Raw genomic sequence first — 26,174 nt, 5'->3', positions numbered from 1 at the left:
ACGACATCGCAAAGATATGATCGGGGGCCCGTGGGGTGCAACACGGGAACACTTACCGCTCGAGCCCCGCTGTTTTCCGACGTTCCCGCGTCTGGTCGGCGCCCCTTTGACCTGGAAGAGATCGCCCTGGATCGCGTTCAGGACCAATCCTCCGTTTTCCCAAACATACAGGTGGACCAATTCACTGGGGGAGGATCAGCCGGCGATCCATGTTAGCCTTGGTGCAGGTTAATTCGAAGACACTGTTGCTCACACCGAGCGTCAGACCCCGCGCGTGCCATGCCGCGACCCGTGCCGGGTGCTCGGCAGCGACGGGCGCCCTGGCGATCCTGCCGGGACGGTGTCGGATTGTCCCCCGACGACCGCTGACGCATGCTAGAAGCGCCCCTTGGTCAGACCCGCGAGACCGCTGTCGATGAGTGTATCCGCGAGCTTGTCGCGATCCCTGCTTCTGTCCCTGTGGGCGACCGGGCCACGGCGTATTGTGCTGGTGCTCGCCGTGGGTGCCGGCATGGCGCTGACAGAAGGGGCTGCCGTCCTGCTTCTGGTGCCGCTGCTCGCGGGCGCGATCGGGGCCGCCGGCGATGACCCGTCCGGACTCGTCAAGTTCGCTCAGGGTCTCCCCGATCGCATCGGTCTCGGCGGAACGCTGACGATCTGGGTGGGCATCGTGATCGCCTACGGCGTGCTCGCGGCGTGGCGCGAGCGGGAGTCCGTGGCAATCCAGCACGGGTTCGCCCATCGGTGCCGAATCCGCCTATTTGGAGCGATCGCGGGCATGGAGTGGCAGGCCTTCGTGCAATACAGGTCGGCGCATATCTTCCACATGCTGACCGAGTTGCAGGGGCGGGTCATGCTGGGAACGGCCCGGATGCTCCAGGCCGCTACCCAGGTCCTCGTGGTCCTGACCTATCTGGGAATGGCGCTCCTGGTGGATCCCTGGGGCGGGCTCCTGGTCGTGTTCGGCGGCGCGATCCTCGCTGCGTTGCAGATGCCCTGGTTCAGGAACGCCCTCGGTTACGGCCGGGCCGAGGTGATGGTGGGTCGGGCGGTCCACACGCTGGTTTCCGACCATCTCGCGGGCATGCAGATGGCTAAAAGCTGGGGAGCCGAGGACCGGCAGTCGGCGCTGTTCGAGGCCTCTTCCGACCAAATCGTGAGGACGGTTCAAGCGGCGGCGGCGGCGCGGGCGCGGAGTCTCCTGGCGCTGCGCGCCGCGCAGGCGATCCTGGTGGCGGGCGGGCTTTGGCTCTGCCTGTCCTGGCTCGGGATGCGCGGGCCGGCTCTGCTGCTGACCGCGGTCGTGCCGATCCGGCTGCTGCCGGTCTTCGTCTCGCTGATTCAGATGATCCGATCGATCGTCGAAATGCTGCCGGCCTGGGCCGAGACCGAGGAGATGCACCGCCGATGCCGGGCGGCCACCGAACCGGTGCCGCCCGCGACAGCGGTTCCGGCTGGTCCGGTCGTCCTGCGGGGCGTGGCGTTCTCCTGGGCCGCGCCCGTCGAGGGACCGGCGGTCGATGGTATCGACCTGCAGATCCCCGAATGCAGCACGACCGCGCTGGTCGGCCGGTCCGGTTCGGGAAAATCGACTCTCGCGGCACTGGTCCTGGGGCTGCTTGTGCCCGGCCATGGCGAGGTTAGCGTCGGGGGGCTTGCCCTGGAGGGTGGGGTTCGCCGGGCCTGGAGACAGCACTCCGCCTATGTTCCGCAGGACGTGTTCCTGCTCGGCGATAGCGTGCGCGCCAATCTGGTATGGGCGGCCCCTGATGCCGAGGAGCCGGCGATGTGGCGGGCGCTGAACGATGCTGGCGTCGCCGATGTCGTACGACGGTTGCCGCAGGGGCTCGACACGGCGCTGGGCGACCGCGGGGCGACGTTGTCGGGCGGCGAACGCCAGCGTCTGGCGATCGCGCAGGCGCTGCTGCGCCACCCCGCATTGCTGGTCCTGGATGAGGCGACCAGCCATCTCGACCGGGAGAGCGAACTGCGTATCCGGGACACCCTCGAACGGTTGCGCGGCCAAATGACGATCCTGCTGATCGCGCATCGCCTGTCGACGGTGCGCGACGCTGATCGGATCGTCGTGCTGGACGGCGGCCGGCTGGTCGAACAGGGGGGCTGGGAGGAGCTTATGTCGCGCCCGGGGGGCAGGCTGCGTCGGCTGGCCTTGCTGGAACCTCATGAATTAGGGGCCGGTTAGCGACGTCGCCCGAGTTTGAGTCCGTTCGTCCATCCCCGACGGACAGCGCCAAAAGCGACCCGCGCCGCCCGCACCCCGTAATAGAGAAAGTCCATTCGGGCCGGCAGCGCGACCAGACCGCGGTCGGTCTCCGTCGGCAGCAGACGGGACCTCAGAGTCGCCCAGCGGCTCCGCCAGTGCCGCTGCAGCGCCAGTTCCCATCCCAGGGCGCGCAGGGGTCCGATCCGGCGCAGGACCGCTTGATGGTCTCCCATCGGCGGGACGGTCAGGATCTCGGGTATCGCCGCGACCACGCGGCCGGCGACGCGGCCGGCGGTGCCCGGTGCAGGTGCGCCTTCCGGCCGGGCCATGCCGAGTAACCGGTCCAGCAGTAGAAAGCCGACTTCCAGTTGGGGCAGGATACCGAGTCGGCCCGACAAATCGGTGACCGCAGCCCAGTCGACGGCCGGCGAGCGGCTTGCCGCCGCGAAGTCGGCGAGCCAGAACAGCCGCGCCCAGAGATGCTTCCCGCCATGGAATGCGGCGAAGGTCGTTGCCGCCTCCGGACCCAGTGTGCGGACCGTCCTGCCGCCGATCGTGACATCGGTGGCGGTCTCGAACGGGAGGAGCACCGAGGTCGGCAGGATGGCCTCGGAATCCGCCAGATGCACGTGCAGCTCGATTGGAAGCGGCCGGCTCGGGTGGCGCAACTCGACGGCATTGTAGTGGGTCTCGATCATCTCCGGGCGCTGGCCGTAGCCGCAGTCGGCGAGAACAGCGCGAGCGGCTTCTGCCGCGCCGGGTCGAACCAGCAAATCGATGTCCCGCATCGATCGGCGGGACGGGTCGCCGTGCAGCAGGACGGCGAGCGCGGGGCCCTTCAGGACCAGGACCTCGATGCCGGCGGCCTCCAGGGCGGCCGTGACGCGAACAACCTCGGCATTGGTGGTCAGCGTCTGCATCGCAACCTTTCGCCAAAGGCTCTCGAGCCGGGTCAGGACCGGCCCCGGAACGTGCGCCGGCTGCCTGAGAAGCGGTTTCATCATCGGTGCCAGGCGGTGGTGCCGGACGCATTGGAGCAGCCCGTCCCAGTCAATCGTTGGCGCCGGTGGCGGCAGCGGCGTTCCGTAGCCGGCGGCAAGGACGTCCAGCAGGAGGCGGATCTCCGGCGGCAGTTGGGCCTTCAGTTCCATTCGGGCTTTCGTCCGATAGTGGCGGTCGATTTCGGCCGGCTCGTGGATGGCGTCCGCTCCTGCTTCACCGATGGGGCGGTGTTTGTGCTAGAGACGGATAGCTACCCGACCGCCGGAAACATGCCATGTCGTCCTTCACATGTCTGTCGCAGCTTGTCCACGCGGACCCGTCGCAAGGCGACGGCCCGGCGGCTTGGAGGCGAGGCGATCAATGACGGGTGCCCCGACCCGCGTCGCCTTCCTGATCACCCATCCTATCCAGTATGCGGCGCCGCTGTTCCGACGGATCGCCGGGACTCCGGGCCTCGACCTGACCGTGCTTTACGGCTCGGACCTGTCGAGCCGCGGGTACTACGACCCCGGATTCGGCCGCGAGGTGGCCTGGGATGTCGACCTGCTGGATGGCTATCGCAGCGTGTTCTTGCCGACGGTGGGGCGGACCGACGTGGTCGACCTGTGGCGGCCTTTCGTCCGCGGCGTGGGGGCAGCGCTGAAAGAAGCGCGGAGCGACTGGCTCGTGATCCACGGATACAGCCGGCCGTCGCATCTGCTGGCGGTGCTGGCGGCGCGGCGGGCCGGCGTCCGTGTGCTCATCCGCGACGAGGCGACTGCGATTAGCCGGGACCGGGGGCCGGCGAAACGGGTGTTCAAGCGGGCCTTCTTCGCGGCCCTCGACCGTTTGGTCGACGGTTACCTCGCGATCGGCACCCTGAATGCCGCGTACTATCGCGCCATGGGCATTCCCTACGCGAAGCTGTTCCTGATGCCCTACGCGGTCGACAACGGCTATTTCCGGGCCGCCGCCGAAACCCGCGAGCAGACGCGTTCGCAGTTGGGGCTGGCCCCGGGCACGCCGGTGGTGCTCTGCGCCGCGAAGCTTCAGCCCCGGAAGAACCCGGACCGGCTGATTGCCGCGTTTCGGCGGTTGGAGACGCCGGCGGGTAGTCCGGCGCCGCAACTGCTCCTGGCCGGCGACGGAGAAATGCGCGATGCGCTCGTGAGGCAGGCGGCGGGCGACGCCAACATCCATTTCCTGGGGTTCCAGGGGCAGCAGGATCTGGTGCGCCTCTATGCGGCCTGCGACGTCTTCGTGCTCCCATCGCAGTACGAGCCCTGGGGGCTGGTGGTGAACGAGGCGATGAGCGCCGGCCGGGCCGTCGTCGTCAGCGATCGGGTCGGTTCCGCTCCGGATCTCGTACGGCAGGGCGAGAACGGCTTCGTCTACCCGGTCGACGACGTGCCGGCACTCACCCGGGCGCTTGCGAAGGTCTGTTTCACGCCGGGCCTCGCCGGCGCGATGGGCGAGCGGAGCCGGGAGATCGTTGCGCAATGGGACATCGATGCGGACGTCCGGGGGCTGGTGCGTGCCGTCGGCCTGCCGGCTCGGGAGTGAGGCCGCTCAGTCCGCGGTCGCATCGGGCGCGCGGAGCCGTTCCACGATCCCTGTGACACGTTCAGTGAAGACGTCTCGCCCGAATGCCGCGGCGAGCCGGGCCCTGTGGTCCTCTGTCGGTCGGCCCAGCGCGCGAAGCACCGCGTCGCGCAGGCTCTCGGGGTCGGCCGGATCGGCGAGTTCGCCGAGTTCGCCGCCCAGCACCGCTTCGCGCGACCCGTCCGCAACGGAGGCGACAACGGGAATCCCGCAGGCGATGGCCTCCAGGAGGACGATCCCGAAGCCCTCCTGGTGCCCGCACAGCACGAAGGCGTCGGCGAGCCGGTAGTGAGCGGCCTTCTCCTCCTCGCTGACGAAACCGGCAAAGACGACCCGGTCGTGGACGCCATGGCGCCGGGCTTCGTCGGCGAGCCAGGCACGGTCGTCGCCGTTTCCGCAGACCAGGTAGGAGACGGTCGGCCGCGCCCGGGCCAGTGCCGGCAGGACGGCCAGCATTTCGGCGACGCCCTTGCCGCGGTCGGTGGTGTCGAGCCTGGCGAGAATCATCACGACGTCGCGGCCGTCCAGCCGGTAGCGGCGGACGAGGTCGGCCGGTTTCGGGCCGGGGCGCAGCGTCTCGTCGTAGGTGTTCGGCAGCACGACTGACCGCTCGCGTGGGAAACGGGACCAGTCGAGGAAACGCTCCATGGTGAACTCGCTGACCGATACGACCAGGTCGACGCCGGACAGACCGGGGACCGCTACCGGCTGCCAGGCATCGACCCCGTGGAGGATCAGGGCCAGACGCGCCGCCCGCCCGGGCCGGCTGGCGAGCAGACGCGCGGCTGCGGCGACCGGCAGCAGATTGACATGACCGCAAACAACGACGTCGAACCCGTCCGCGGCGGTGCGCAGCGCGCGCAGCGAGTAGCTCGCCTTGTTCTGCGGCGCCGGGAGTTGCACGATCGCCTCGGATGGCAGTTTGGGCGCCTCGGGGACACGGCGCGGCAGGACGACGACTTCGCGGACCGCTCCGGACGCGGACAAGGCTTCCGTCAGATCGCGGTTGAACCGTGCGATCCCTCCATGCCCGCCGAAGGCGTCGCTGACCAGAAGCAGGACACGCAGGGAGTGGGTCATGGTGTCAGCGGTGCCATGCCATCTTGAAACGCCGCCGGCGTCCGGAGGTCGGCCAGCGGACCCTGTCGTCCGCAGCCATATGCGGCGACTTCCCCACACGCGCCGACAGCGGGCGGCTTTGGTTGGCGCCGAGCGGGGGCATTGCCCGAACCTCGCTGCGGTGACCGTCTCGGCGGCGGTTGGTGCACTTGAGAATCCCGTTACGTCTGCAGGATATTTTCGCTACTAGGTCAACGGGCGACGGTCAATCGTTCGTACGAGACTCCGGACAAGGGCGGGCACGGAATGAGCAGGACGGGCGGGGGGATCGATCTTGCGGTCATCACCACGCATATCGCGCCGTCGAAAGGATTTGGCGGGATCGCCGAGGCGACCGGCGCCCTGGTAAATGCCCTGGCGGAGAATGGCCGCTCTTTTCGTGTTTGCGCTTCCGACGCTTCACATGGGGCTCCGATAAGGGCTGCGGATCTCGGACTTCCGGAGACGGTGCCGGTCGAGCTCTACCGATCTCGTTTCGGGCGTAAATGGGGATTCGGGCTTGGCGCACTGCCGGCCGTGTTCCGGGCGTGCCACGGGGCCCGTTTGGTGGTGGTCAGTGGGCTCGGAACCTGGCCGACCCTGATAGCCAAGCTCGTCTGCGTCACCTTCGGCCGGCCGATGCTGGTCATGCCGCACGCCGGCCTTATGGCCACGCATCTGGCGGTGATCGAGGCGCGAAAGCCCCTGAAGCGCCATCTGTACCGGTGGCTTGTACTTCCGATGCTGCGTCGGGCCCGCGGACTGTGCCTAACGAGCCATTTGGAAGAGAAGGGTCTCGACGAGCTGCTGCCGGGTGTGCCGGTGACCGTGGTTCCGAATGGAGTCGATCTGACGCGTTGGCAGCCGCTGCCGCCCCGGGCTGCCGATGGCGGGATGGCGCTATGCTACTTCGGGCGGTTCTCGCCGGAAAAGGGCATCCGCCGGTTTCTGCGGGTCTGGTCCGCGCAACGCCGTCCGGGCGACCGGCTCAGCATCGTCGGAGTAGGCGAGGGGGACTATGGCCGGCAGGTCGAGGCCGAGGCGGCCGCGACGCACGGCGTCAGCCTGCTGGGTTGGCAGGATCGCGCAGGGATGCGCGCGGTGCTGCAGGAGTCCGACGCCCTGGTCCTGCCGTCGGGGATCGAGGATGACGACCTGCGGGAAAACTTCGGCAACGTCGTCGCCGAGGCGCTTGCGAGCGACCGGCCGGTGCTGGTAGCCGCTGGCCTGGCCTGGGATCATGCCGAGGCCGAGGGGTTTGGCGTGGTTTTCGGGCACGAGATGGACAATGCGATCGCGGAGGGCATCGGGCGGTTGCAGGCGATGTCGCCGCAAGCCCTGTCGGAGATGGGCAAGGCCGGACGCCGCTACGTTGAGCGATACTTGGATGTCCGGGTGACCAGCGATCTCATCTGGAGACAGGCGGTTGCCGTCATGGCGGGTCGATGACCGTCACTCTGCGCATGGCCAGCGTCGGCGACCTGAGCCGGGGCACCACCAGCCGGCACCGCTCCGATGCGTTCCGTCGACTGGGGATCGAGGTCCTTGAGTTCGACACGGCGCCCTATGCCGCGGCCGGCGGCCGGCTCGCCTCGGCTCTGCGGATACGGTTGCTCGCGGATCTGGTCGTGCGGCGCCTCAACGCCGATCTCGTCGCGTTCTGCCGCGACGTCCGCCCCGATCTGGTCTGGTTCGACAAGCCGACCTTCGTGTGGCGCTCGACCCTCGACCGGCTGCGGCGGCTTGGCATCCTCCTCGTGAACTACGTGATCGACAATCCGTACAGTACGCTGCCGGGAGAACCGGGCTGGCGGCTCATCCGCAAGTGCATCCCGCACTACGACGTGAACGTCGTCCCGAGACCGTCGAGCGTCGACGACTACCGGGCGGCGGGGGCATCGCACGTCGTGCTGATGCCGCTCGCCTTCGATCCGATGGTCCATTACCCGCAGGCCAACGTGGACCCGCAGGCCATCGGGGAGTCACCGGCGGCCGAACATCGGGTGTGCTTCATTGGCTCGCCCTATGGCGACCGGCCCGGCCTGATCGGGGAACTCGGCCGGAGAGGCTTGCCGGTCACGGTGCGGGGCAACCGATGGGCGCCGCACATTGCGACGTCCGGCGAGAATGTACGCTTCATGCCCGAGGCCGTGGGGGACGAGTATCGCCGCGCGATCTGGAATGCCGACATCTGCCTGGGCCTGATCACCCATGCCCATCGTGACCCGGTCGCCCATCGAAGCTTCGAGATCGCCGCGAGCGGCGGTTTCCTCCTGGGCGAACGCACCGAGGGTCAGACCGCGACATTCGCCGAGGATCTCGAGGCGTGCTTTTTCGGCGACGTCGACGAGGCGGCGGAGAAAGCGGCGTACTATCTGCGACACGAGAGGGCCCGCCACGCGATTGCGCGCGCCGGTGCTGTGCGGGCCTGGACGTCGGGCTATTCGAACGACGAGCGGCAGGCGGCGGCCCTCGCAGAGATCGACGGACGCCTGGGCGCCGGACTGGTGGATCGGGCGCGTGTCATTGTCGCGTCGCGTCGGACGCAGGTCGGGCTGTCATGATCCGGGAGCCGCTCCGGAAAGCACGGAAGCTGTGCCGACTGCTCGGCGATCCGGCGCTGAGACGAGGACTGAGGTACGGGGTGGGGGCGGCCATCGAGCTGGCGCCGCTGCTCGACGGGATTCAGGTGGCGTCGATCGTCGATGTCGGCGCCAACAAGGGGCAGTTCGCGCTGCTGGCGACCGCGCGGTTCCCGGAGGCGCCCGTGGTCGCCTTCGAGCCGCACTCGGAAGCGGCGGCTGTCTTTCGCCGGCTGTTCGCCTCGCAACGGCAGGTCGTCCTTCATGAGGCCGCGGTATCCGATCGGGAGGGCCGCGCCGAGCTTCAGCTCTCCGGCCGGGCGGACTGCTCGTCGCTGCTGCCGATCGGTGACCGCATGACCGCTGCTGTTCCGGGAAGTGGGAGCGTGGGAACGGCAGCGGTGACCGCCCTATGCCTGGACGGGCTGGCCGAGCTTCGGGACCTGCCGAGGCCGATCTTGCTGAAGCTCGACATCCAGGGTGGAGAACTGGCGGCTCTGCGCGGCGGACGGAGCTTGCTCGACACCGTCAGTTACGTCCTCGTCGAGGCATCCTTCGTGGCGTTCTACGATGGCCAGCCCCTGATCGGGGACCTTGTGCGCTGGCTGCACGACGCTGGCTTCGAGCCGGTTGCCGCGTGCAGTCCGTGGACGGACGGCGACGGTCGATGCGTTCAGATCGACCTGCTGTTCTGTGCCGAGGACCGTACCGGCACGGCTGGCGAGCCGCCGTCGACAATCGCGCGGTAGCCGCGCTCGATCCGGTCGCCGTAGTCCTGCCAGCCGCCGATCGCTCCGACGCGCGCCGCGGCCGCATCCGACATTCGGGCGAGGAGGTCCCGGTCTTCGTGCAGCCGGGTCAGCCGGTCGGCGATGGCGTCCGGGTCCCTGATCGGCACGACGAAGCCTTCGCGATCGTCGCAGAACAGGTCTTCGGCTCCTGTGTGGGTCGACGCGATCACCGGGCAGCCGCATGAGAGGGCTTGGGCCATCACCAGGGCGAGTCCCTCTTCGACGGACGGCAGGACCATCACGCTCGCGCGTGACATCTCCCGGATCACGCCGTCGCGGGAGAGGTGCCCGGTCAACTCGACGTCTTCCGGAACGCTGCCGCCGAGCAAGGTTGTCGTCTCGGGCGTTGCACTGCCGACCAGCACGAGACGCGCGTCCTTCAGGTCGGCTAGGCGGAACGCCGCCAGGAGATCGTGCAGGCCTTTGCGAACCGAGAGGCCGCCCACGAACAACACCCTGAACTCTCGGTCACGAGGGCAGGCTCGTTGGTAGCCGCGCAGGTCCACGCCATACGGCGCGAACAGCATCTTGTCGGGCGCCACGCCATGCCGCAGAAAGCTGTCGCGCACGAAGGTCGAGGGCACGCTAATGGCGTCGGCGGTCTCGTACTCCGCAAGTTCCCGGTCGATCACGTCCGGGTCGATCCCCCGCCATCTCAGGCCGACCCGGTCGTACTCCTCCCGCAGGAGGGCGTCCTGGGTGAGGATATGGCTTGAGCCCCGGTCGCAGACGACCCTGATACCGCGTTGCCGAGCGGCTTCGCCCGTCCTCATCCCGAAGCCGGACAGGATGCTGACGAGGTCGCAGTCCACCAGGCTGCGTGCCACATGGGCATCGAATGTCCGGCGCGCGACCCGGGCCCAGGGAACGTCCAGCCAGCGCTGGAACCAGCCGTAGCGCATGAGCGCCATGTAGGGCGTCTGGACCCAGGGGAACGTCCTGACCGCTTCGGCAGCGACGCCCGTATTGGCCAGCTTGAAGCGCGGATAGCCGGTGTAGACGACAGCAAGCATGTTGCGCGCCGCGAGTTGGCAGGCGAGATCGAAACTGTGGAACCGACCGATGGTCGAGACGGCGATGCGCACTGGTTTGCCTGACGATGGAGCAATGCCCCACCTTGCACCATCGGGGCTGCCAGGCAAGCGCGACGTCTCGCAGCGAGGCGAGTATTGACCGGCACGGACCCTTATATGCCGCTCGGCATGTGTGGATCGTCGCGGATTGGTAAGGTATTGTTGCCGACCGCAATCGCCCTACCGGAAGGTTTCCCATGCGTTCGAGCAGACCATTGCTGATCGGTCTCGTGTCCGCCGTTTGCCTTGTCGCGCCACTGATCGCGACGACGACGCCGGTCCTGGCCCAGGTTTCCGGCTCCGGTGCACAAGGGATCAACACCCTTCCGCCGGCATTGCGCGCAGCCGTACTCAGCGGAAACGGCCAGGCGGTATTGCAGGCAATCTCCGTGCTCAGCGGCGGGAACCCGGCGACCCAGGCGACTCTCGCCAGTCAGGTCGTGGCGGCGGCGGAGAGCCTGGTGGCCTCCAATCCGCAGGCGGCCATTCAGGCGGCTGGAGCAGCGGTGCAGTCGGTCGCCAATCAACCGGTGCAGACGTCGGCTCCGCAGCAGACCGAGAGCGTGCTGACCACCGCGGCCCGCATATTCGTGTCGCCGGCGACCCAGCGAGTCGCTCCGGAAGCGGTGGCCCAGCTCGCCAACGCCGCCGTCGCGGCCGCGGTCACGACCAACAATGCCGGTCTCATCGCCAGTGTCGCGTCGCAGGCGGTTACCACGGCCGAGAACATTCTGGCCGTATCGCCATCAGCCGCTGTTCAGCTCGCCGGAGCCTCGGTTCAGGCGGTGGCCCCCCAGCAGATCGGATCGTCCGCCCCGGGGCAGACCTTAGCGGTGGTGACGACGGCGGGACGGATCTTGGTCCGGCCTGAGGCCCAACAGGTCGCACCAGCAGCCACGGCCCAGATGGCGGTCACCGTTTCCAACGTCGTGACGCAGCCGGCCGTCTATCAGGCCTCCCCCGCTCAGGCGATCCAGGTTCTCGCCAACAGTTATTCGGCTGTGACCAGCCAGACGGTGGCCGCGTCTGCACCCGGTGCGGGTCAGCAGGTGACCCAGACGATCAACCGGGCCAGCAGTTCGACGGCCTTGAACTCGATCAACCCAGGAAACGCCTCCCAGACCAATGCGATTCTTGGCGGGCAGAGCCCAACCACCGAAGTGACCACGAATAATCCCGGGGCGACGAACAATCCGGCTACCACGACGAATGACAATACGACCTTGACGCCGGTCGCGGAGCCCGACACCAACATCTTCACAGCGAGCCCGAGCTGAGGCCTCCGCGGGTGTCCGAGGTTAGAAGCGCCGCTCGAGTACCTTGACGATGTCGCCCGGCAGGATCGGCGTGAGTTCCGACGCCCGGTACTCGGTCTGCTCCTGTCCGACAACGCGCACCAGGACGACTTCTCCCTCACGGGCCCGATAGTCGTAGCCGCCGGCCCGGGCGATCGCACTCAGCACGGTCATGCCGGAGGTATAGGGGAACTCACCGGGTTCCCGCACCTCGCCGAGAACATAGAACGGACGGAAGGTTTGAACCTCCACCGACACGTTCGGGTCCTGTAAAATGTGCTGGCGCTTAAGCTGATCGGCGATCCGGTCGGCCAGTTCCCGTGCGGTAACCCCGCTACCCGGGACATTGCCAATGAGCGGGAGGGTGATGTTGCCGATGGAGTCCAGCGTGAAGTCGCCGGAGAGGTTTGGTTCGTTGAAGACTACGATCCGCACCCGGTTGCCAGGTTCAAGCCGATAGCCTTCCACCGAGATGCCGGCCGTCATCGGAGCTTCTTGGTCCGGAAACGACCCACGCGTCACACAACCGGCAAGGCCGAGGCAGAGGCTTGTTGCAAGGCAGAGACCGACAGTCAGCTTTCGTGGCATAAGCGGGTTAACCCCTGGAAGTTTGACGGACACAGTCCCTTATTCCTATATGCGAATGCCGGCACGAGTCGACCCGTTCCCATGATCTTCCCGCGCTCATGAACCGCCTGCGAGACCTGTTCCGCTCACTCTTCGGCCAACGCGCGATGTCGGGTCCGGCCGCTGAATGGGGGGCGTATCCGGCCGCTCTGCCGCCCGCGGCGCCGGAGGGAGCATTGATATACGCAGTCGGCGACATCCACGGCGAGAGTGCCCTGCTTGAACACATGCTGGAGGAGATCCGTCGGGATGCGGCCGAGCATGGTGTGGGTCGGGAATGCATTGCCGTGTTCCTCGGCGACTACGTAGACCGGGGTGCCGACAGCCGCGGGGTCATCGATATTCTGAACGGCGACCCGCTACCCGGCTTCACCATCCATCTGCTGATGGGCAATCACGAGCAGGCGATGCTCGACTTCCTGGAGTCCCCGGAGGATCGGCCGGAATGGCTGTCTTTCGGCGGCGTCCAGACGCTGCAGAGCTATGGGGTTCGCGCGTCGATCGGTGTCGTCGATGCCGATCGATGCCGCGACCTGCGCGATCGCTTCGTCCGAGCGCTGCCCGGCGAGCATCGGTCGTTCCTGGAGCGGTTGGAGCCGATGGTCAGCTACGGCGACTACGGCTTCGTGCACGCCGGCGTGCGGGCCGGCCGCCGCCTCGAGGATCAGGCGCTGGAAGACCTGCTCTGGATCCGGGAACCCTTCCTTCGGCACCGGGCTCCGTTCGACAAGGTAATCGTTCACGGACACACGATCGTCCCGGATGTCGAACTGCACCGGAACCGAATCGCCGTCGATACCGGGGCGTATGCGACCGGCGTCCTTTCAGCAGTCGCGCTGTCGGGCAGGGAGGGCCGTGTTCTATCGGTCAGCTAGTCGGAGGCATGGGGGCCGGCTTGTTCTATGGGCCGGCCAGAGGGCTAGGCTGCGTGTTGTCGCAGAGGTGGGCGGTGTTGTGGGGCGAGCCTTCAGGGTAGGATTGTGCGATACGGCGAGGACGACGGGCATTTTTTGTCCCTTGACGACGGTTATCTTGTATCGTTTTCTGCGAACGTAGAACTTGATGCCTAATTCCCTGATTCAATGGTGTTTCCAGTATTCCGACTGTTCATCGGCCGCTGGACGGAGGGGTGGAGACTCCATGAGATTGCACGTAATCTGCCTGCTGGCAGCGACGGCTCTGTCCACGAGCCTGACAACCACGACCATGGCACAGACCCGGTCGGTCGCTGAAAATCGCGCCAACGCTGCGAACATCACCACCGAGCTGAATCCGGGCGACGACCTCGCCGGAAAGAACGACGAGAGGCGGGTAGAAGAGTCCTTCCAGCCGAAGGGGGTCGAACTCGGCCAGTTCCTGCTGTTTCCGAGCATCGAGGTTGGTCAGGAATACAATTCGAACGTCTTCGCCACGAAGGAGGACGTCCGGGGCGATTTCGCTACTCGTGTCATCGGGAAGGCACGGCTGCGCTCGCGTTTCCGGGAGCATGCGCTCAGTGCCGGGGCGGAGGTCGAGCAGTATTCGTACTGGAAGTACACCGACGACAGCCATCTGCGGGCAGAGTCGTTCCTGGACGGCCGCTACGACTTCTCCAAAGATTGGGAAGCAAACGCCTTCCTGCAGGCCTTCAAGCGCACCGAGGACCGCGGCAGTCCCGATGACGCGGGCGGGAACGAACCAACGCCGATCTACGGCTTGACGACGCGATTGGGGACACGCTGGGCCGACGGCGGTTTCACCTACGGTGTGACGGGGCAGGGCGATCGCCGGATCTTCGGGGACGTCGATACGTCTAACGGAACGGAAATCAACAACAGCGATCGCGACCGCTGGGAGTACCAGGTCACCGGACGCACAGAGTATGAGATGTTCCCTGGGTACGCTGCGATCGCTCAGGTGTCCGCCAATACCCGGCAGTACGACGACGAGTTCGATGACGATGGCGTCGATCGTTCCAGCTATGGCTTCCGAGCCTACACCGGTATCGGCGTCGACATCACCCAGGTCATCCGAGGAGACTTCCTGGTCGGCTATCTTCAGCAGAACTACGACGACGAGCGCCTGTCGGACCCCAGTGGACCCGCGATCAAGGCGAGCTTCAACTGGACGCCGAGCCGGATAACGCTGGTGGTTCCGTCTATTGAGCGGACGGTTCAGGAAACGACGACCACCAATGCTTCGTCGATCATCTCCAACCGCGGCAGCTTGCTGGTGCGGCACGAGCTTCAGCGGAACATCGTCCTGACGGGGTATGCGGCCGCGACCTACGAGGAGTTCGAGGGGGTCGACCGTGAAGACACCACCTATGAGGCGCGTGCCCGGTTCCTGTGGGCGCTCGCTCCCGAATACTATGTCGGTGGGGAGATCGGTTACCGGTTGCGCGATTCGTCGAACGACCGTTCCAGCTATGACCAGACCGTGGCCACGGTGCGTCTCGGCTTCCGGATGTAGAAACGCTATCGGCGGGCTTGCGCGCGCCGGACGGCGGCGTCCAGGACTTCCGAGAAGCGTCGGCCGATCCGGTCGATCGCAAACGCCTTCTCGGCGTAGCGTCGCTGGCAGTCGGCGTACCGCTCCCGACGTTCCGGATCATGGCGCAGGCTGACGGCAGCCGTTGCGAACGCCTCGGCGTCCGTCGCGTCGACGCAGACGCCGAGGCCCTCCTGTTCGACCAGCCGGTGGGCGAGATTCTCGGGGGGGATCGCGCCGAGAATCGGGCGCTCCGCGAGAACGTAGCTGTATACCTTGGACGGCACCGACATGGTGCCGGCGAACGGCTCGAGCAGCACGATCGAGACATCGGCGCTGGCCATCACGTCTGAGAAGCACTCGTAGGGCTGGAAGTCGAAGAGCACGAGGTTGGGCAACTGACGCTCGCGCTTGCGCTCCTCAAGGTAGACCCGTCCGGGGCCTTGGCTGACCACCGCGATCACGACCGAGGGGTCGTCTGCGAAGGCCGCGGCAAGGTCGACCAGCAGGCTCGGGTTGTGCTTCAGGCCGAGTGTCCCCGCGTACAGAAAGACGAACTTCCCGGACAGTCCGGCCGCGTCCGACCACGGATTGGGCTTACGCCCGGCGGCCAGCTCGGTGGCGGATGCCCAGTTCTCGATGACCGCGAGATTGGGATGTTCGACGATGCCGCGTTCAAGCTCGCGCACGAAGTCGGGCGAGATCACCACCAAGCCGTCCGACCGTCGAAGCGTGCCGTACTCGACATGACGCAGCAGCCAGAGCGCAGGCTGGCTCAGAAGGGGATTTCGGTTGGCAAGGACGCGGGCGGCGGCGATCGAGTGGATGTCCTGCACCCAGGATACGAAGGCGCCGCCCGTCTTGCGCGTTGCCTTGAGGATCCGGCGCAGGACGAAGGGCGGAGTGTTGGCAGCCAGGACGACGTCCGGTGCAAAGGCTTTCAACCGTTCGCCCAACAGCTTGGCGTAGGCCTCCTCCTGCAGGAACCGACGCAGCAGCCCATACTTGTCTAGCGGACGCCCGACGCTCAGGCCCTCGATCTCGAAGTCGTCCGGCGCCTCCGCCTGCCGGGTTACCTGGCCCCGGGGCGTCTCGATGTCGCGGGAATACAGGTGAAGAACCGAATGCCCGCCATGGCGGGCCAGCCAACGGCTGAGTTCTGCCTGGAAGGGATGGCCAGCGTAGTCGTGAACGAGAATTCGCATCGTTCGTTAGGCAGACGCTTCAGGCGGCGACGGTCGCCTGGGCCACCTGAGCAGCGATCCAATCATAGGTCTGTTCCAGGCCCGCGCGAAGCGAGGCCTTGGGCTCCCAGCCCAGGAGCTGTTTGGCGAGGCGATTGTCGGAACTCCGGCCTCGCACACCTTGCGGCCCGTCGACATGCTTCAGCCGAACGCGCTTGCCGGCGATATCCGCGATCATCTCCGCCATCTGATTGATGCTGACGAGCTCCTCCGAGCCGACGTTCAACGGCTCGCAGACATCCGAGCGTATCAGCGCGAGCGTGGCATCGATGCAGTCGTCGATGTACAGGAACGTCCGGGTCTGGTTTCCGTCGCCCCAGATCTCGACCTCGCCGCCATTGGACGCCTCCGCGACCTTGCGGCACAACGCCGCCGGCGCCTTCTCCCGGCCGTCGGCCCAAGCACCTTCCGGTCCGAATACGTTGTGATAGCGGGCGATCCGCGTCGTATGGCCATAGTTGCGGGCTGCGGCGAGATAGAGACGCTCGCTGAACAGCTTCTCCCAGCCATACTCGCTGTCGGGATTAGCGGGGTAGACCGAGGCCTCCGCGCAGTCGGGTGCGGCCGGATCGAGCTGGTTCTCGCTCGGATAGACGCAGGCCGAGGAGGCATAGAACAACCGGTCGACCGGGCGGGCGGCACAGGCGTCGATCACATTCAGATTGATCATCGCTGAGTTGCGCATGATGTCGGCATCGTGATGACCGGTAAAGATGTAGCCGGCACCCCCCATATCGGCCGCAAGCTGGAACAGCTCGTCGCTACCGTCACCGATGGCCTGTGCGCATGCCAACCGATCCCGCAGGTCGAGAAGAAGGAACTCGTCCGCTTCGGATGGCGCGAACTGCGGCGGCTTGACGTCAACACCCCGAACCCAGTAGCCCTCAGCCTTCAACCGTCGAACGAGATGGGTGCCAATAAACCCTCCCGCGCCGAGTACGATTGCACGCATACCTTGTCTGCCCCTCGTCGGTTTGATGCCAGCAACTGATAAATAACATCGTTTCACAAAGTGGCAGATAAGTTAATGATCTTCCGCTAGAAACGGTCCATTCTGACCCATGCGGACGCGTGTCGCCGCGGAAGGAAACAGAGACAGAACCTGGCCGACCGGTGGGGCGCTGCGCGGGGCGGTGCTGGATTTACGGGGCTTGGTGCCATCACTTTGGGCTGAGATGACGTTGCACCTATCGCATGACGAAAATAGTCCCACGCCTCTCAGGAAGAGCCGTGGGCGCGCCCCGACAAGCGATCATTCTGCAGGCGATACCCGATCCCAACCGGATCGGGATCAACTGCGGTACACGATACGCTGGGGTTGGCTGGTTATCTGGCGAGGCAAGTATCTGATCGCGGGCGTCTGGCTCCTGGCGATCGTGCCGACCATCCTGGTGCTCCAGCAGGTCGTATCCCGCTACACCGCCGACATCACCCTGGTGATCGAGGATTTGAACGCGGGCGACGCTCTCGATCAGAGACCGATCTACAGGAGCCTCCTCACCGAAGCGATAATGCGAACCCAGGTCGCCATTATTCAGTCGTCCACGTTGGCGCGTCGCGCGGTCGAGGAACTGCGGTTATCCGAGTATCCGGAGTTCAACCCCGCTCTGCGACAGCCACGTCCTGTCGCCGACTTCGTGAAGTCGTTGAATCCGTTCCAACGATTGGCCGAGCTGAGTGGTGGTGAGGAGGAAAGCGCAGGGGGGCAGGATTCGAGCACGGCGGAGGATCGGGAGCTTGTCCGCCTGGCCGAGGCGTTTCGCTCGCGTCTCGACGTTCAGATGAACCGCAATGCCTTCGTCATCGGAATCCGGTTCACGGCGGAGGATCCGGTCCTGGCGGCGAAGGCCGCAAATACGATCGCCGAACTGTTCGTGCTCGACCGTCTCGAGGCAAGCCTTGACGACGCCCGGCAAGTCTCGGAATGGCTTAGCGAACGGCTGGTCGTGCTGCGCGACGACGTTGCCGTCGCCGAATCCGCGGCGGAGCAGTTCCGCGCCGAGCATGGCCTTCGACGCAAGGGCACCGGGCAGATCACGGTGGTCGACCAGCAGGTCTTGGAGGTGAATACTCGCCTGGTATTCGCGCGGTCCGAGCTGGCTCAGAAGCAGGCGCGTTTTCAGCAGATGGAGGCGGTGGTCCGGTCGCAGGGTGCGCTTGAGACGACCAGTGCCGTCCTCCAATCGCCCCTTGTCCAGCGGTTGCGGGAGCAGGAGGCCGCCCTGCTTCGTCAGATTTCCGAGGCGTCGAAGACCTACGCCGACCGGCACCCGCGGATGGTGGCCATGAAGGCCGACCTCGAGCAGCTCCGAGGCAAGATCGCCGCCGAGATGCAGAAGGTGGTGGTGTCGATGCGGAACGACGTCGAGGTCGCGCGGGCGGATGTCCGCGCTCTCGAGGCGGAACTGGCGGCGCTTCGCTCGGAGGGCGACGTCGCCGGCGAGGCCGATCTGCGTCTTCGCGAACTGGAACGCCAGGCAGAGGCCAGCAGGGAGCTCTACGAGGCTTTTCTCGCCCGGTTCAAGCGGACGACGGACCAGAATCGAATCCAGCGCGCGAACGCTCGGGTCATCTCGCCGGCGGAGGTGCCGCGCGCTCCGTCCGCACCCCGCAAGAACCTGATCATCTTCACCATGTCCATCATGGCGCTCGTGGCCGGCGTGGCGCTGGTCATGGTGATCGACCGGCTGGATAACACGGTCCGGTCGTCCGACGAGTCCGAGGAGATCACCGGCCTGCCGACTGTGGCCATCATTCCCAGCATGAGAGGCAAGGCGGACCGGCTGATTCGTCAGGTCCTGGAACGGCCCAGATCGCAGCTCGCCGATGCGGTCAGAACCCTCAAAACATCTCTCGACCTGGATATGACCCGACGGGAAGGAGAGGCGTCGACGGTGGTCGTGACGTCCTCCGTGCCGAAGGAGGGCAAAACCTTCGTCACCCTGGGGCTGGCGCTGATGTGCTCCAAGACGAAGGAGCGTGTCCTGCTGATTGATGGCGACATGCACCGACCGCGCCTCCACACGATCCTGGAGTGCTCCAATGAGACCGGCCTCGTGCAGATCCTTTCGGGAGTCGCGACGGCCGACGATGTCATCCAGCGGGACGTCATGCCCAACCTCGATTTCCTCCCGGCGGGGTCCCTGGAGGACGTGGCGGACCTGATCAGCGAGAGCCGTGCAGAAGCCGTGATCGGCGAGCTCGCCCCAAAATACGACCGGATCATCATCGACTCGGCGCCCGCTCTTGCGGTCGCGGACGCCCGGCTGCTCGGCCGGGTCGCCGATCGGGTGATCTATCTGGTCCGATGGGGCACGACGCCACGCGACGCGGTCCGCAGCGGCATCAAGCTATTGCGCCAGGCGGGGGTCCCGCTGCATGGCGTGGTGCTGTCGCAGGTGAACCAGAAGAAGCACGCCCGGTACGCCTACGGCGACTATGGGCAGTACTACGGCCGCTATCGTGGGTATTATGCCGACTAGCCCGGACGCGCGGCCGTCATGGCCAATGCCGGCAGCGCTCGGCCTGTTCGTCGGAGCAGTGCTGCTGTTCAGCGGTGCCGTGCAACTCGTTGCTGCGCTCAGCGCAGTCGAGGGCCAGGCCATCCTTTGGGAGTTGCGCCGCGGGCATCTGGTTTCGCCCGACGATCTAGGGCGCGCCGCCGATAGGCTTGGCCTCGCCGACCGTGTCTATATGCAGGGGGACCGCGAGTCCGATCGAGGTTTCGCCCTGTTGCGGCAGGCCGAGTTGATGACGGTGGGGCCGTATCGCGACGAGATCGTGGCCGAGGCGACGGCGGCAACCGAGAGGTCGCTGGCGTCGGCTCCCGGCAACCCGGCGGCCTGGGCCCGTCTAGCATATCTTTATGCCCTCGACGACCGCAGGGACGCTGCGGCCCGCGCTATCCGGATGTCGTTTCTTTCCGGACCGATCGTCCCGGTCATGCAGGCATCGCGGCTGTCCCTCGGTCTCCGGCTGCTGCCGCATCTCGATCAACAGACAGTGGAGATGCTGCGCCGTCAGGTCCGCTTCACTTGGTTGGCGACGCCTGACGCCTTGGTACCGATCGCCGACGATCCGCGGTTTGGACCGTTCGTTCGCCGCTCCCTCTCGGAACTAGACGACGCCGACATGGAGAATTTCGTGCGGCGCTACAGCCCTATGCCCTAGAGCGCGATCGGTTGACACGATCAGATGCCTCCATCTGATCGTGATTTTCTCTAGCCACTAGACGCCGGGAACGGCTGCTCGGCGGGCGACGGGGCGACGTGACCACCGGTGCTCCACGACTGCGCGTATCCGACCCCGAGTAAGAGCGCCAGCAGCGCGGCGGTCGCCGGCATCTGAACGCTGAAGTCGACGACGCCGTGGGCGCCGAGCAAAGCGGCGCTCGCGATGGCGATCGCCGGGTACAGCTGATCGCGCTGCCGCCTGAAGAGGCCGGCGACGCACGTGCCGAGGATCCAGGCGAAGGCGAAGTACAGCAGGGCGGTCGCCGGCCAGCCCAGTTCCAGCAGCAGCTCGAGATGCACCGAGTGTGCAAACTCGTAGGTGACCGGAGCGAGAAGGGTGCCGTCGCGGTACAGGGCGAAGACAGCCGGGAACGATCCGAGCCCGAAGCCGGTCAGCGGCGCGTCTCCGATGGCCGCCATCACCACTCGGTAGAGGTTCTCTCGGTCGGCAAACTCGTCATTGGCGGTCAAGGCCCGCATCAGCGTTCCGTCGCCGTAGAGCAGGAAGCTCACGACCCCCGCCGCGACGATCAGGGCGAGGGCGACAACGGCAGCTTTCGGGCGCAACAGGCGACCGACCGCGAAACACGCCACCAGGGTCAGGATGCCTATCAGCGAAGCCGCCAGGGCACCGCGGGAGTGGCTCAACAACAGCGCCAAACCAATGACGAGGCTACCAACGATGAACGGCGCGGCCCGGACCAGGAGGTCCTCGGCGAGGTCGTGTGCCCGCCGTTCCTCGCGAGGTCTCAGGCCGTGCATGGCGAGTGCGAGGCAGCAGAGGAGACCGACGCCGGCATAGCCGCCGAACGCGTTGCGATTGACGAAGGTGGCGGTCAGGTCGCCCAGATACGCCCACTTCTTCATCCAGAGGATCGTATCCCATCCGGAGAAGTGGACCACGAGGCCATAGGTCGAGTATGCGATCGCCGCCACGGTGGTGGCGATGACCGCCTGCCGGGCGCGCAACCGGTCCCGCCCGAGTTGTGTCGCCAGCCAGAAGATGCCGCCGTAGGCGGTCAGCTTCAGAAGCGCGGTCCATCCTGCGGTAGGATCCATCGAGATCGCCGAGTTGCGGCCTATTGGGAGCTGAGGCCCGAGGGCCGTTGCAGCCTCGTCCCAGATCGGATGGTGAAGGTCGGCCCAGCCGCCGCCGGCGGTCTGGAAAACTGCCCAAAGCAACACGGTCACGAACGCAAGGGCTACCGGCCACAGCCGTCCCAGGGACACCGGCGCCCGCGCGCGGCCTAACAAGACGCCGGCCCCCCAAATGACGAGCAGCAGCCCGACCGCGGTCGCCAGGAGGGACCAGGCCCAAGGCCGGTGGCTTCCCAGCGGCAATGGCGCAAGAACGACGACGAGCAGAAGCCAGCGGAAGAGTGCCGAATTGTATGAGGGAGCCACGGCCCTACCATTGCCTTGAGCTGGTGCCAGTATCGGTGGCAGGCGCACACGGCCCCGGCCATTCAGGCTCATAGATTGCGGGCTTGCCTGCCCGGTGACAAGGTGCTTAGAGCCTACCGTTCCTGAGATCTTAGACGATTGTGCTGACGCCCAATATGAAAAGCCAAGCAGAGCAGCGTCCGCTGACCCGCGACGACGCGAGGACCATCCTGAGCCCGGCGATGATTCGCGGGATCGTTCTGATGCTGACGGATGCGCTCGCGATCGTCTGCGCGCTGCTGCTGGCAATCGTTCCCTTGTTGCAGTTCGGCCGGTATGGCATGCCCGGATCCATCGGCGACCTCATGATCGCCGGAGTCCCGGCTCGCGCGTCGCAGCTTCTGGTCTTCGCCATCGCGCTGATCGCCTCGTTCCAGCACCTAGGCCACTACCAGCGACGACTGCCGGCCTGGGTCGAGATCAAGCATGTCGTCGTCGGCTGCGGTGTGGTCCTCCTGGCCGACGGCTTCATCCAGTTCGCGACGAAGGTCGACATCTCGCGCATCTGGCTTGTCTGTACCTGGACGCTGGCGATGGCGGCGATCCTTCTCGCCCGCCAGGTTGCGCGCCGGGTCCTCAGGATCGCGGGCCTCTGGCAGATCCCGGTCGTAGTGGTAGGGTCGCCGGGCCGCCTGGACGAGACCACCGAGATTCTCCACGCCGAGAGGGACCTCGGCTATCGGGTGGTGGCCTCCTGCCCGCTGTCACAGGTCGAGGAAGCACAGCACGATGGCTGGCGGGACCTGCTGAACCGTCACGGTGGCGAACTGATCGTCCTGTCCGGCGATGCCGCAGAGCTCGAGGCGGGCCGCGGCAAGATCGCCCGGCTCGTGCTGGAACGGCTGCCATTCGTGAGCGTTAATCGCATGGGGGGGCTGCCGGTAATCGCGCTGGATGCCTGCCATCTGGTTGGCCGGGACGTCCTGCTGCTGTCCGTACAGGAGCCCATGTTCCGTCCGCTGGCGCGGATTGCGAAGCGCGCCTTCGACTACGTCGGGTCGTTGGCGCTGTTGGCGGTCAGCGCACCGTTCGCGATATTCGCGGTTATCCTGATCGCCCGCGACGGCGGCCCGATCCTGTACGCACACGAACGTGTCGGACGGGACGGCCGGCGGTTCCGCTGCCTGAAGTTCCGGACCATGCGGACCGATGCCGAAGCCGTCCTGAACCGGCTGCTGGAGCAGGACGCGAATCGTCGGGCGGAGTGGCAGAAGCAACGCAAACTGCGTGACGATCCGCGGGTCACGCTGGTCGGGAAGTGGATGCGAGCCTACAGCCTGGATGAGCTCCCACAGCTCCTGAACGTGCTGCGCGGCGAAATGAGCCTAGTCGGGCCGAGGCCGGTGACGGCGGAGGAGTTGGGGGGCTTCGGAGAGCACGCGGACTTCTACCTGCACATGCGGCCGGGCCTGACGGGGCTGTGGCAGGTCAGCGGGCGCAACGGCCTCAGCCACGATCAGCGCATGCGGCTGAACACCTGGTACGTCAAGAATTGGTCGCTCTGGCTCGACCTAGTCATCGCCCTGCGCACGGTGAAGGCGGTGGTCAGCCGCAGCGGCGCCTACTGATCGACCGTCAGGGCGGCGCAGCGCCGGCGTCTCTCGTCGTTTGAGGGAGGATAGTGGCCGAGAAGGTCGAACGCCGCGGTCACGACCTCTTTCGCCGAAATGCTGCGCATACAGTCCCGCGACCGGCAGGCTACGTTTTGGCAGCAGAGGCCGGGCGATCCGTGGCGGGACACGATGCTGGCCTGCGCCACGTCGATGGGCAGCCAAAGATGCGGCGGTTGCCAAGCCGATGCCACGACCACGAGAGGAACGCCGGCCGCCCGGGCGACGTGCATCGCCCCGGTGTCCAGGGCGACAGCCAGATCGGCCATGGCGAACAGCGCCGCCAACTCCGGGACTGATGTGCGTCCGGCCAGCGACACGGCCTCGGTGGACATCAGCCCACGCACCTCGTCGAGCATCACCTGGCCGGTTTCGGTGCCGACCAGGACGATCTGCAGGTTTGCCTCCCGGGACAACCGGTCGGCGACCTCAGCAGCGCGGTCGGCGAACCACTGGGTGGGCTGACCGCCGCTTGTCTCCAGGGCCAGCACCGCGATCCTGCGGTCCGGGTCGATCCCGTGGGTTTCCAGCAAGTCCCGCACGCGGCCCGCCGTTGGTGGATCGAAGAACACCGCGGGTTCTTGCTGTTCGGGGGCTAGGCCAAGCGGCGAGAGGATGCGCAGGTTGTTTGCGACCATGCTGGCCTGATCGTCATACGGTATTGGAAAGGCGTAGCTGCTGGCGAAGTCCGCGACCGTGTGGCCGGCGCGCCTCCCGGAAGGCAGTGCGGCCGCCATGATGCCGATCAGGCCTCGCCGGCAGCCGACGGTTGCGAGAAGCCAGTCGAAGGGGCCTGTCTGCGAACCCAGTTGCATGGCGACGATGTCGCCTATCGCCCTGAGCGGGTGATCGTGCGGGTCCGCCGTCACGACGAACCGGTCAACGTTCGGGTTGGAACGAAGTATCTGCCCGAGCAGCGCGGTTCCGAACACCGTGATTTCGGCGTCCGGCCGGAGCTGCCGCAGGGCGCTGAACACTGGCGTTGTCGCGATGATCGACCCCAACTGATGCTCATAGGAGAGGATTGCGATCTTGGGCCGGCGGATCGCTGTGCGATCGCCTCGGTTGCCGCACAGGACGGATGCGTGCCGCGCCAGCCCGGCGCCGGCGGCGATCGCCCGCGCCGCGCAGGACAGCAGCAACCTGCGCCCGATCCGGCGGAGGACGCCGGTCCATGTCGGTCGGCTAACGGGATCCATCCCGCAGGCCATCAAGGTACGGGTCGTCGCGGTGGATGAAGATGAAATTATTGACGTAGTCCGGGGACTCGGCGGGCGCGGCCTGCAGGACCGCGGCATCGGCCTCCCAGTCCAACGGCATCAGGCCGGTAGAGCAGAGGATGAAGCGTCGATAGCCAGACGGCTCGAGCCGTCGCCGGACCTGATGGTGCGCGCCGGCTCCGTGCCGTTCCTCAATCTCGATCATTATGCGTGGGCGATCCCGCGCCAGCAGGGCTGTCGCCCCATCGAGCACGGTCGCCTCATGACCCTCGACGTCGATCTTGATCAGCCCGACCGGCTCGGTGACGTCCTCGTCGAGGCGGACGGTCGGCACGGTGATGGCGGCGTAGCCGGACTTGCCCGCGTGGCCGAAAATCGGATTGCCGGCAGCGATGCTGCCCAGGCCGAGGTTGTCCTCCGGGAACAGCAGACTGGCGCTGCCCGGGGCATCCGAGAGGGCGGCCGGCCGCAGCGTGATGTTCGGCCGGAGGATTCGGCGGATGCGGCGCTGGCAGATCGGGTTCGGCTCGTAGCTGATCACGCGACGGGAGTGATAGGACATCCAGAACGCGAATTCGCCGACATTGCCGCCCGCGTCGATGCTCAGGCGTTGCGAATCGCACAGGTCCGCAATGAAGAAGTACTCGCGCTCGAAGTTCCGATCGCGCCGCCGGATCCGGCTCCGCAGCCAGAGTCCGGGGGCGAGCCACTCGAACACTCGGGCGACGGTCGACTTCACATGGCGCATGCCGCCACCGGTCACAGCAGTTCCCGTTTCGCCGCAATGACGAAATCCTGCTGGCACGGCTCGAAGCGCTCGATGCGTCGGGCCCGATAGCGGACGCCGCGTGCCATTCTGTCCACGAGATTGACCCCCCACCGCACGGGCGCCGGTGCCCATGGCAGCAGCACGGGCATTTGCTCGATCACATGGAAGTGACGATAGCCGAAACTCTCCAGCAGGGCCCAGGCGGCGAGGCCCTGCGGAAGAGACTCGCCCGACCGGACCTCGAACAGGACGATGGGATCGGCCCGTGTCAGAAGCAATTCGAGACCCTTGATCGCGTTCGTCTCGTGCCCTTCGACATCGATCTTGACCAGGGCGATGTCGTCCGGGTGGGCGTGGCGTGCGATCGCCTCGTCGCCGATTTCCAACCGGACGGTCAGCGTTCGCCCCGCCGCCTGGCCGCCGCTCCAATGGGTTTCCGTCAGGCCGGACGCGCCGATGTTGCGTTCGGCGATCTCCAGATAAGCCGCCTCTCCGTCCACATCGGAAAGCCCGACCGGATGGACCCGAACGTTGCCGACGTCGTTGAGCTCGGCGTTCAACTCGATCAGCCGGGCGAGCAGGGGGTGCGGCTCGAAGGCCAGCACACGGGCGAAGCGCGGCGCCAGGAACAGCGCGTGGTTTCCGACGTTGGCGCCGATGTCGATGGCGACCTTCGATTTGAAGTCTTCGGCGTCGGCGGCGAGGATGTCGTCGAACAGGAACAGCAGCGAGTCCCGCTCCGCCAGGCCCCGTACGGCAATCTGCCGACCCAGCTCGTCGGCCGGAAACGCCGCGAGACGCGGCACCGCAAAGCCTTGCCAACTTCGTTCGAGATGCTCCAGCAGCCGGAAAGCGAGCCGTTCCAGAAAGTAGTCCCGGAACCGCCGTCGGAACTCGATCATGGAGCCTCGGCG

The 26,174-nt window shown here is 66.4% G+C and carries 21 protein-coding genes; 11 read left to right on the top strand and 10 right to left on the bottom strand.

Annotated features, from left to right (window positions below; all coding sequences use genetic code 11):
• The first annotated feature begins 511 nt into the window (after window positions 1-511).
• Window positions 512-2,203, top strand: coding sequence for an ABC transporter ATP-binding protein (locus tag T8K17_RS25530; RefSeq protein ID WP_322335116.1), 1,692 nt, complete (start codon window positions 512-514; stop codon window positions 2,201-2,203).
• On the opposite strand, the gene T8K17_RS25525 is transcribed toward T8K17_RS25530, so the two are convergent.
• The gene (locus T8K17_RS25525) at window positions 2,200-3,375 is read right to left on the bottom strand and encodes a nucleotidyltransferase family protein (protein ID WP_322335115.1); all 1,176 of its coding nucleotides are present in this window, start codon (window positions 3,373-3,375) and stop codon (window positions 2,200-2,202) included. The genes T8K17_RS25530 and T8K17_RS25525 overlap by 4 nt on opposite strands.
• Before the next feature lie 211 nt (window positions 3,376-3,586).
• On the opposite strand from T8K17_RS25525, the gene T8K17_RS25520 reads away from it, so the two are divergent.
• Window positions 3,587-4,768: a glycosyltransferase family 4 protein gene (locus T8K17_RS25520; RefSeq protein WP_322335114.1), complete on the top strand. Its 1,182-nt coding sequence runs from the start codon at window positions 3,587-3,589 to the stop codon at window positions 4,766-4,768.
• A gap of 6 nt (window positions 4,769-4,774) precedes the next feature.
• Here the strand turns inward: T8K17_RS25520 and T8K17_RS25515 are convergent, their stop codons facing one another.
• Complete coding sequence (locus T8K17_RS25515) at window positions 4,775-5,887, bottom strand: glycosyltransferase family 4 protein (protein WP_322335113.1); 1,113 nt, start codon at window positions 5,885-5,887, stop codon at window positions 4,775-4,777.
• Window positions 5,888-6,172: 285 nt separating this feature from the next.
• Here T8K17_RS25515 and T8K17_RS25510 point away from each other — a divergent pair, with 285 nt between their 5' ends.
• Genes T8K17_RS25510 through T8K17_RS25500 form a run of 3 tightly spaced genes read left to right on the top strand, consistent with a single transcriptional unit; the run spans window position 6,173 to window position 9,236 of the window.
• Window positions 6,173-7,354: a glycosyltransferase gene (locus T8K17_RS25510; RefSeq protein ID WP_322335112.1), complete on the top strand. Its 1,182-nt coding sequence runs from the start codon at window positions 6,173-6,175 to the stop codon at window positions 7,352-7,354.
• On the top strand, window positions 7,351-8,469 hold the full coding sequence (locus tag T8K17_RS25505; protein ID WP_322335111.1) for a CgeB family protein: 1,119 nt from the start codon (window positions 7,351-7,353) through the stop codon (window positions 8,467-8,469). The genes T8K17_RS25510 and T8K17_RS25505 overlap by 4 nt, the downstream gene beginning before the upstream one ends.
• A complete protein-coding gene (locus T8K17_RS25500) occupies window positions 8,466-9,236 on the top strand; it encodes an FkbM family methyltransferase (protein WP_322335110.1) in 771 nt (256 codons plus the stop codon). The genes T8K17_RS25505 and T8K17_RS25500 overlap by 4 nt, the downstream gene beginning before the upstream one ends.
• Here the strand turns inward: T8K17_RS25500 and T8K17_RS25495 are convergent.
• Window positions 9,161-10,363, bottom strand: a complete 1,203-nt coding sequence (locus T8K17_RS25495; RefSeq protein WP_322335109.1) for a glycosyltransferase family 4 protein — start codon at window positions 10,361-10,363, stop codon at window positions 9,161-9,163. The two genes, T8K17_RS25500 and T8K17_RS25495, sit on opposite strands and share 76 nt — an antisense overlap.
• Window positions 10,364-10,548: 185 nt before the next feature.
• Here T8K17_RS25495 and T8K17_RS25490 point away from each other — a divergent pair, with 185 nt between their 5' ends.
• On the top strand, window positions 10,549-11,628 hold the full coding sequence (locus T8K17_RS25490) for a hypothetical protein (protein ID WP_322335108.1): 1,080 nt from the start codon (window positions 10,549-10,551) through the stop codon (window positions 11,626-11,628).
• Window positions 11,629-11,649: 21 nt separating this feature from the next.
• Here the strand turns inward: T8K17_RS25490 and T8K17_RS25485 are convergent, their stop codons facing one another.
• Entirely contained in the window at window positions 11,650-12,132 is a 483-nt protein-coding gene (locus T8K17_RS25485) for a polysaccharide biosynthesis/export family protein (RefSeq protein WP_322335107.1), read from the bottom strand.
• A 317-nt stretch (window positions 12,133-12,449) separates the two neighbouring features.
• On the opposite strand from T8K17_RS25485, the gene T8K17_RS25480 reads away from it, so the two are divergent.
• Both T8K17_RS25480 and T8K17_RS25475 read left to right on the top strand, forming a co-directional pair.
• A complete protein-coding gene (locus tag T8K17_RS25480; protein ID WP_322335106.1) occupies window positions 12,450-13,148 on the top strand; it encodes a metallophosphoesterase in 699 nt (232 codons plus the stop codon).
• 265 nt (window positions 13,149-13,413) lie between these two features.
• On the top strand, window positions 13,414-14,724 hold the full coding sequence (locus T8K17_RS25475; RefSeq protein ID WP_322335105.1) for an outer membrane beta-barrel protein: 1,311 nt from the start codon (window positions 13,414-13,416) through the stop codon (window positions 14,722-14,724).
• Between the two features lie 5 nt (window positions 14,725-14,729).
• On the opposite strand, the gene T8K17_RS25470 is transcribed toward T8K17_RS25475, so the two are convergent.
• Both T8K17_RS25470 and T8K17_RS25465 read right to left on the bottom strand, forming a co-directional pair.
• On the bottom strand, window positions 14,730-15,947 hold the full coding sequence (locus tag T8K17_RS25470; RefSeq protein WP_322335104.1) for a glycosyltransferase family 4 protein: 1,218 nt from the start codon (window positions 15,945-15,947) through the stop codon (window positions 14,730-14,732).
• Window positions 15,948-15,966: 19 nt separating this feature from the next.
• Window positions 15,967-16,938, bottom strand: a complete 972-nt coding sequence (locus T8K17_RS25465) for an NAD-dependent epimerase/dehydratase family protein (protein ID WP_322335103.1) — start codon at window positions 16,936-16,938, stop codon at window positions 15,967-15,969.
• Window positions 16,939-17,362: 424 nt separating this feature from the next.
• Between T8K17_RS25465 and T8K17_RS25460 the strand changes: the two genes are divergently transcribed.
• Complete coding sequence (locus T8K17_RS25460) at window positions 17,363-19,468, top strand: polysaccharide biosynthesis tyrosine autokinase (RefSeq protein ID WP_322335102.1); 2,106 nt, start codon at window positions 17,363-17,365, stop codon at window positions 19,466-19,468.
• A gap of 25 nt (window positions 19,469-19,493) precedes the next feature.
• Window positions 19,494-20,156, top strand: coding sequence for a hypothetical protein (locus tag T8K17_RS25455; protein ID WP_322335101.1), 663 nt, complete (start codon window positions 19,494-19,496; stop codon window positions 20,154-20,156).
• A gap of 50 nt (window positions 20,157-20,206) precedes the next feature.
• Here T8K17_RS25455 and T8K17_RS25450 read toward each other — a convergent pair whose 3' ends face one another.
• Complete coding sequence (locus T8K17_RS25450) at window positions 20,207-21,409, bottom strand: O-antigen ligase family protein (RefSeq protein ID WP_322335100.1); 1,203 nt, start codon at window positions 21,407-21,409, stop codon at window positions 20,207-20,209.
• A 368-nt stretch (window positions 21,410-21,777) separates the two neighbouring features.
• On the opposite strand from T8K17_RS25450, the gene T8K17_RS25445 reads away from it, so the two are divergent.
• Complete coding sequence (locus tag T8K17_RS25445) at window positions 21,778-23,229, top strand: exopolysaccharide biosynthesis polyprenyl glycosylphosphotransferase (protein ID WP_322335099.1); 1,452 nt, start codon at window positions 21,778-21,780, stop codon at window positions 23,227-23,229.
• Here T8K17_RS25445 and T8K17_RS25440 read toward each other — a convergent pair.
• Genes T8K17_RS25440 through T8K17_RS25430 form a run of 3 tightly spaced genes read right to left on the bottom strand, consistent with a single transcriptional unit; the run spans window position 23,223 to window position 26,162 of the window.
• On the bottom strand, window positions 23,223-24,413 hold the full coding sequence (locus T8K17_RS25440; protein WP_322335098.1) for a glycosyltransferase family 9 protein: 1,191 nt from the start codon (window positions 24,411-24,413) through the stop codon (window positions 23,223-23,225). The genes T8K17_RS25445 and T8K17_RS25440 overlap by 7 nt on opposite strands.
• A 43-nt stretch (window positions 24,414-24,456) precedes the next feature.
• A complete protein-coding gene (locus T8K17_RS25435) occupies window positions 24,457-25,239 on the bottom strand; it encodes an FkbM family methyltransferase (protein WP_322335097.1) in 783 nt (260 codons plus the stop codon).
• Between the two features lie 11 nt (window positions 25,240-25,250).
• Window positions 25,251-26,162: an FkbM family methyltransferase gene (locus T8K17_RS25430; protein ID WP_322335096.1), complete on the bottom strand. Its 912-nt coding sequence runs from the start codon at window positions 26,160-26,162 to the stop codon at window positions 25,251-25,253.
• Window positions 26,163-26,174 lie beyond the last annotated feature (12 nt).

It is taken from the genome of Thalassobaculum sp. OXR-137 (genome assembly GCF_034377285.1).
Lineage (GTDB): Bacteria > Pseudomonadota > Alphaproteobacteria > Thalassobaculales > Thalassobaculaceae > Thalassobaculum.
The sequence above is the reverse complement of the archived record's forward strand: the minus strand, read 5'-3'. Positions and strand labels throughout refer to the sequence as shown.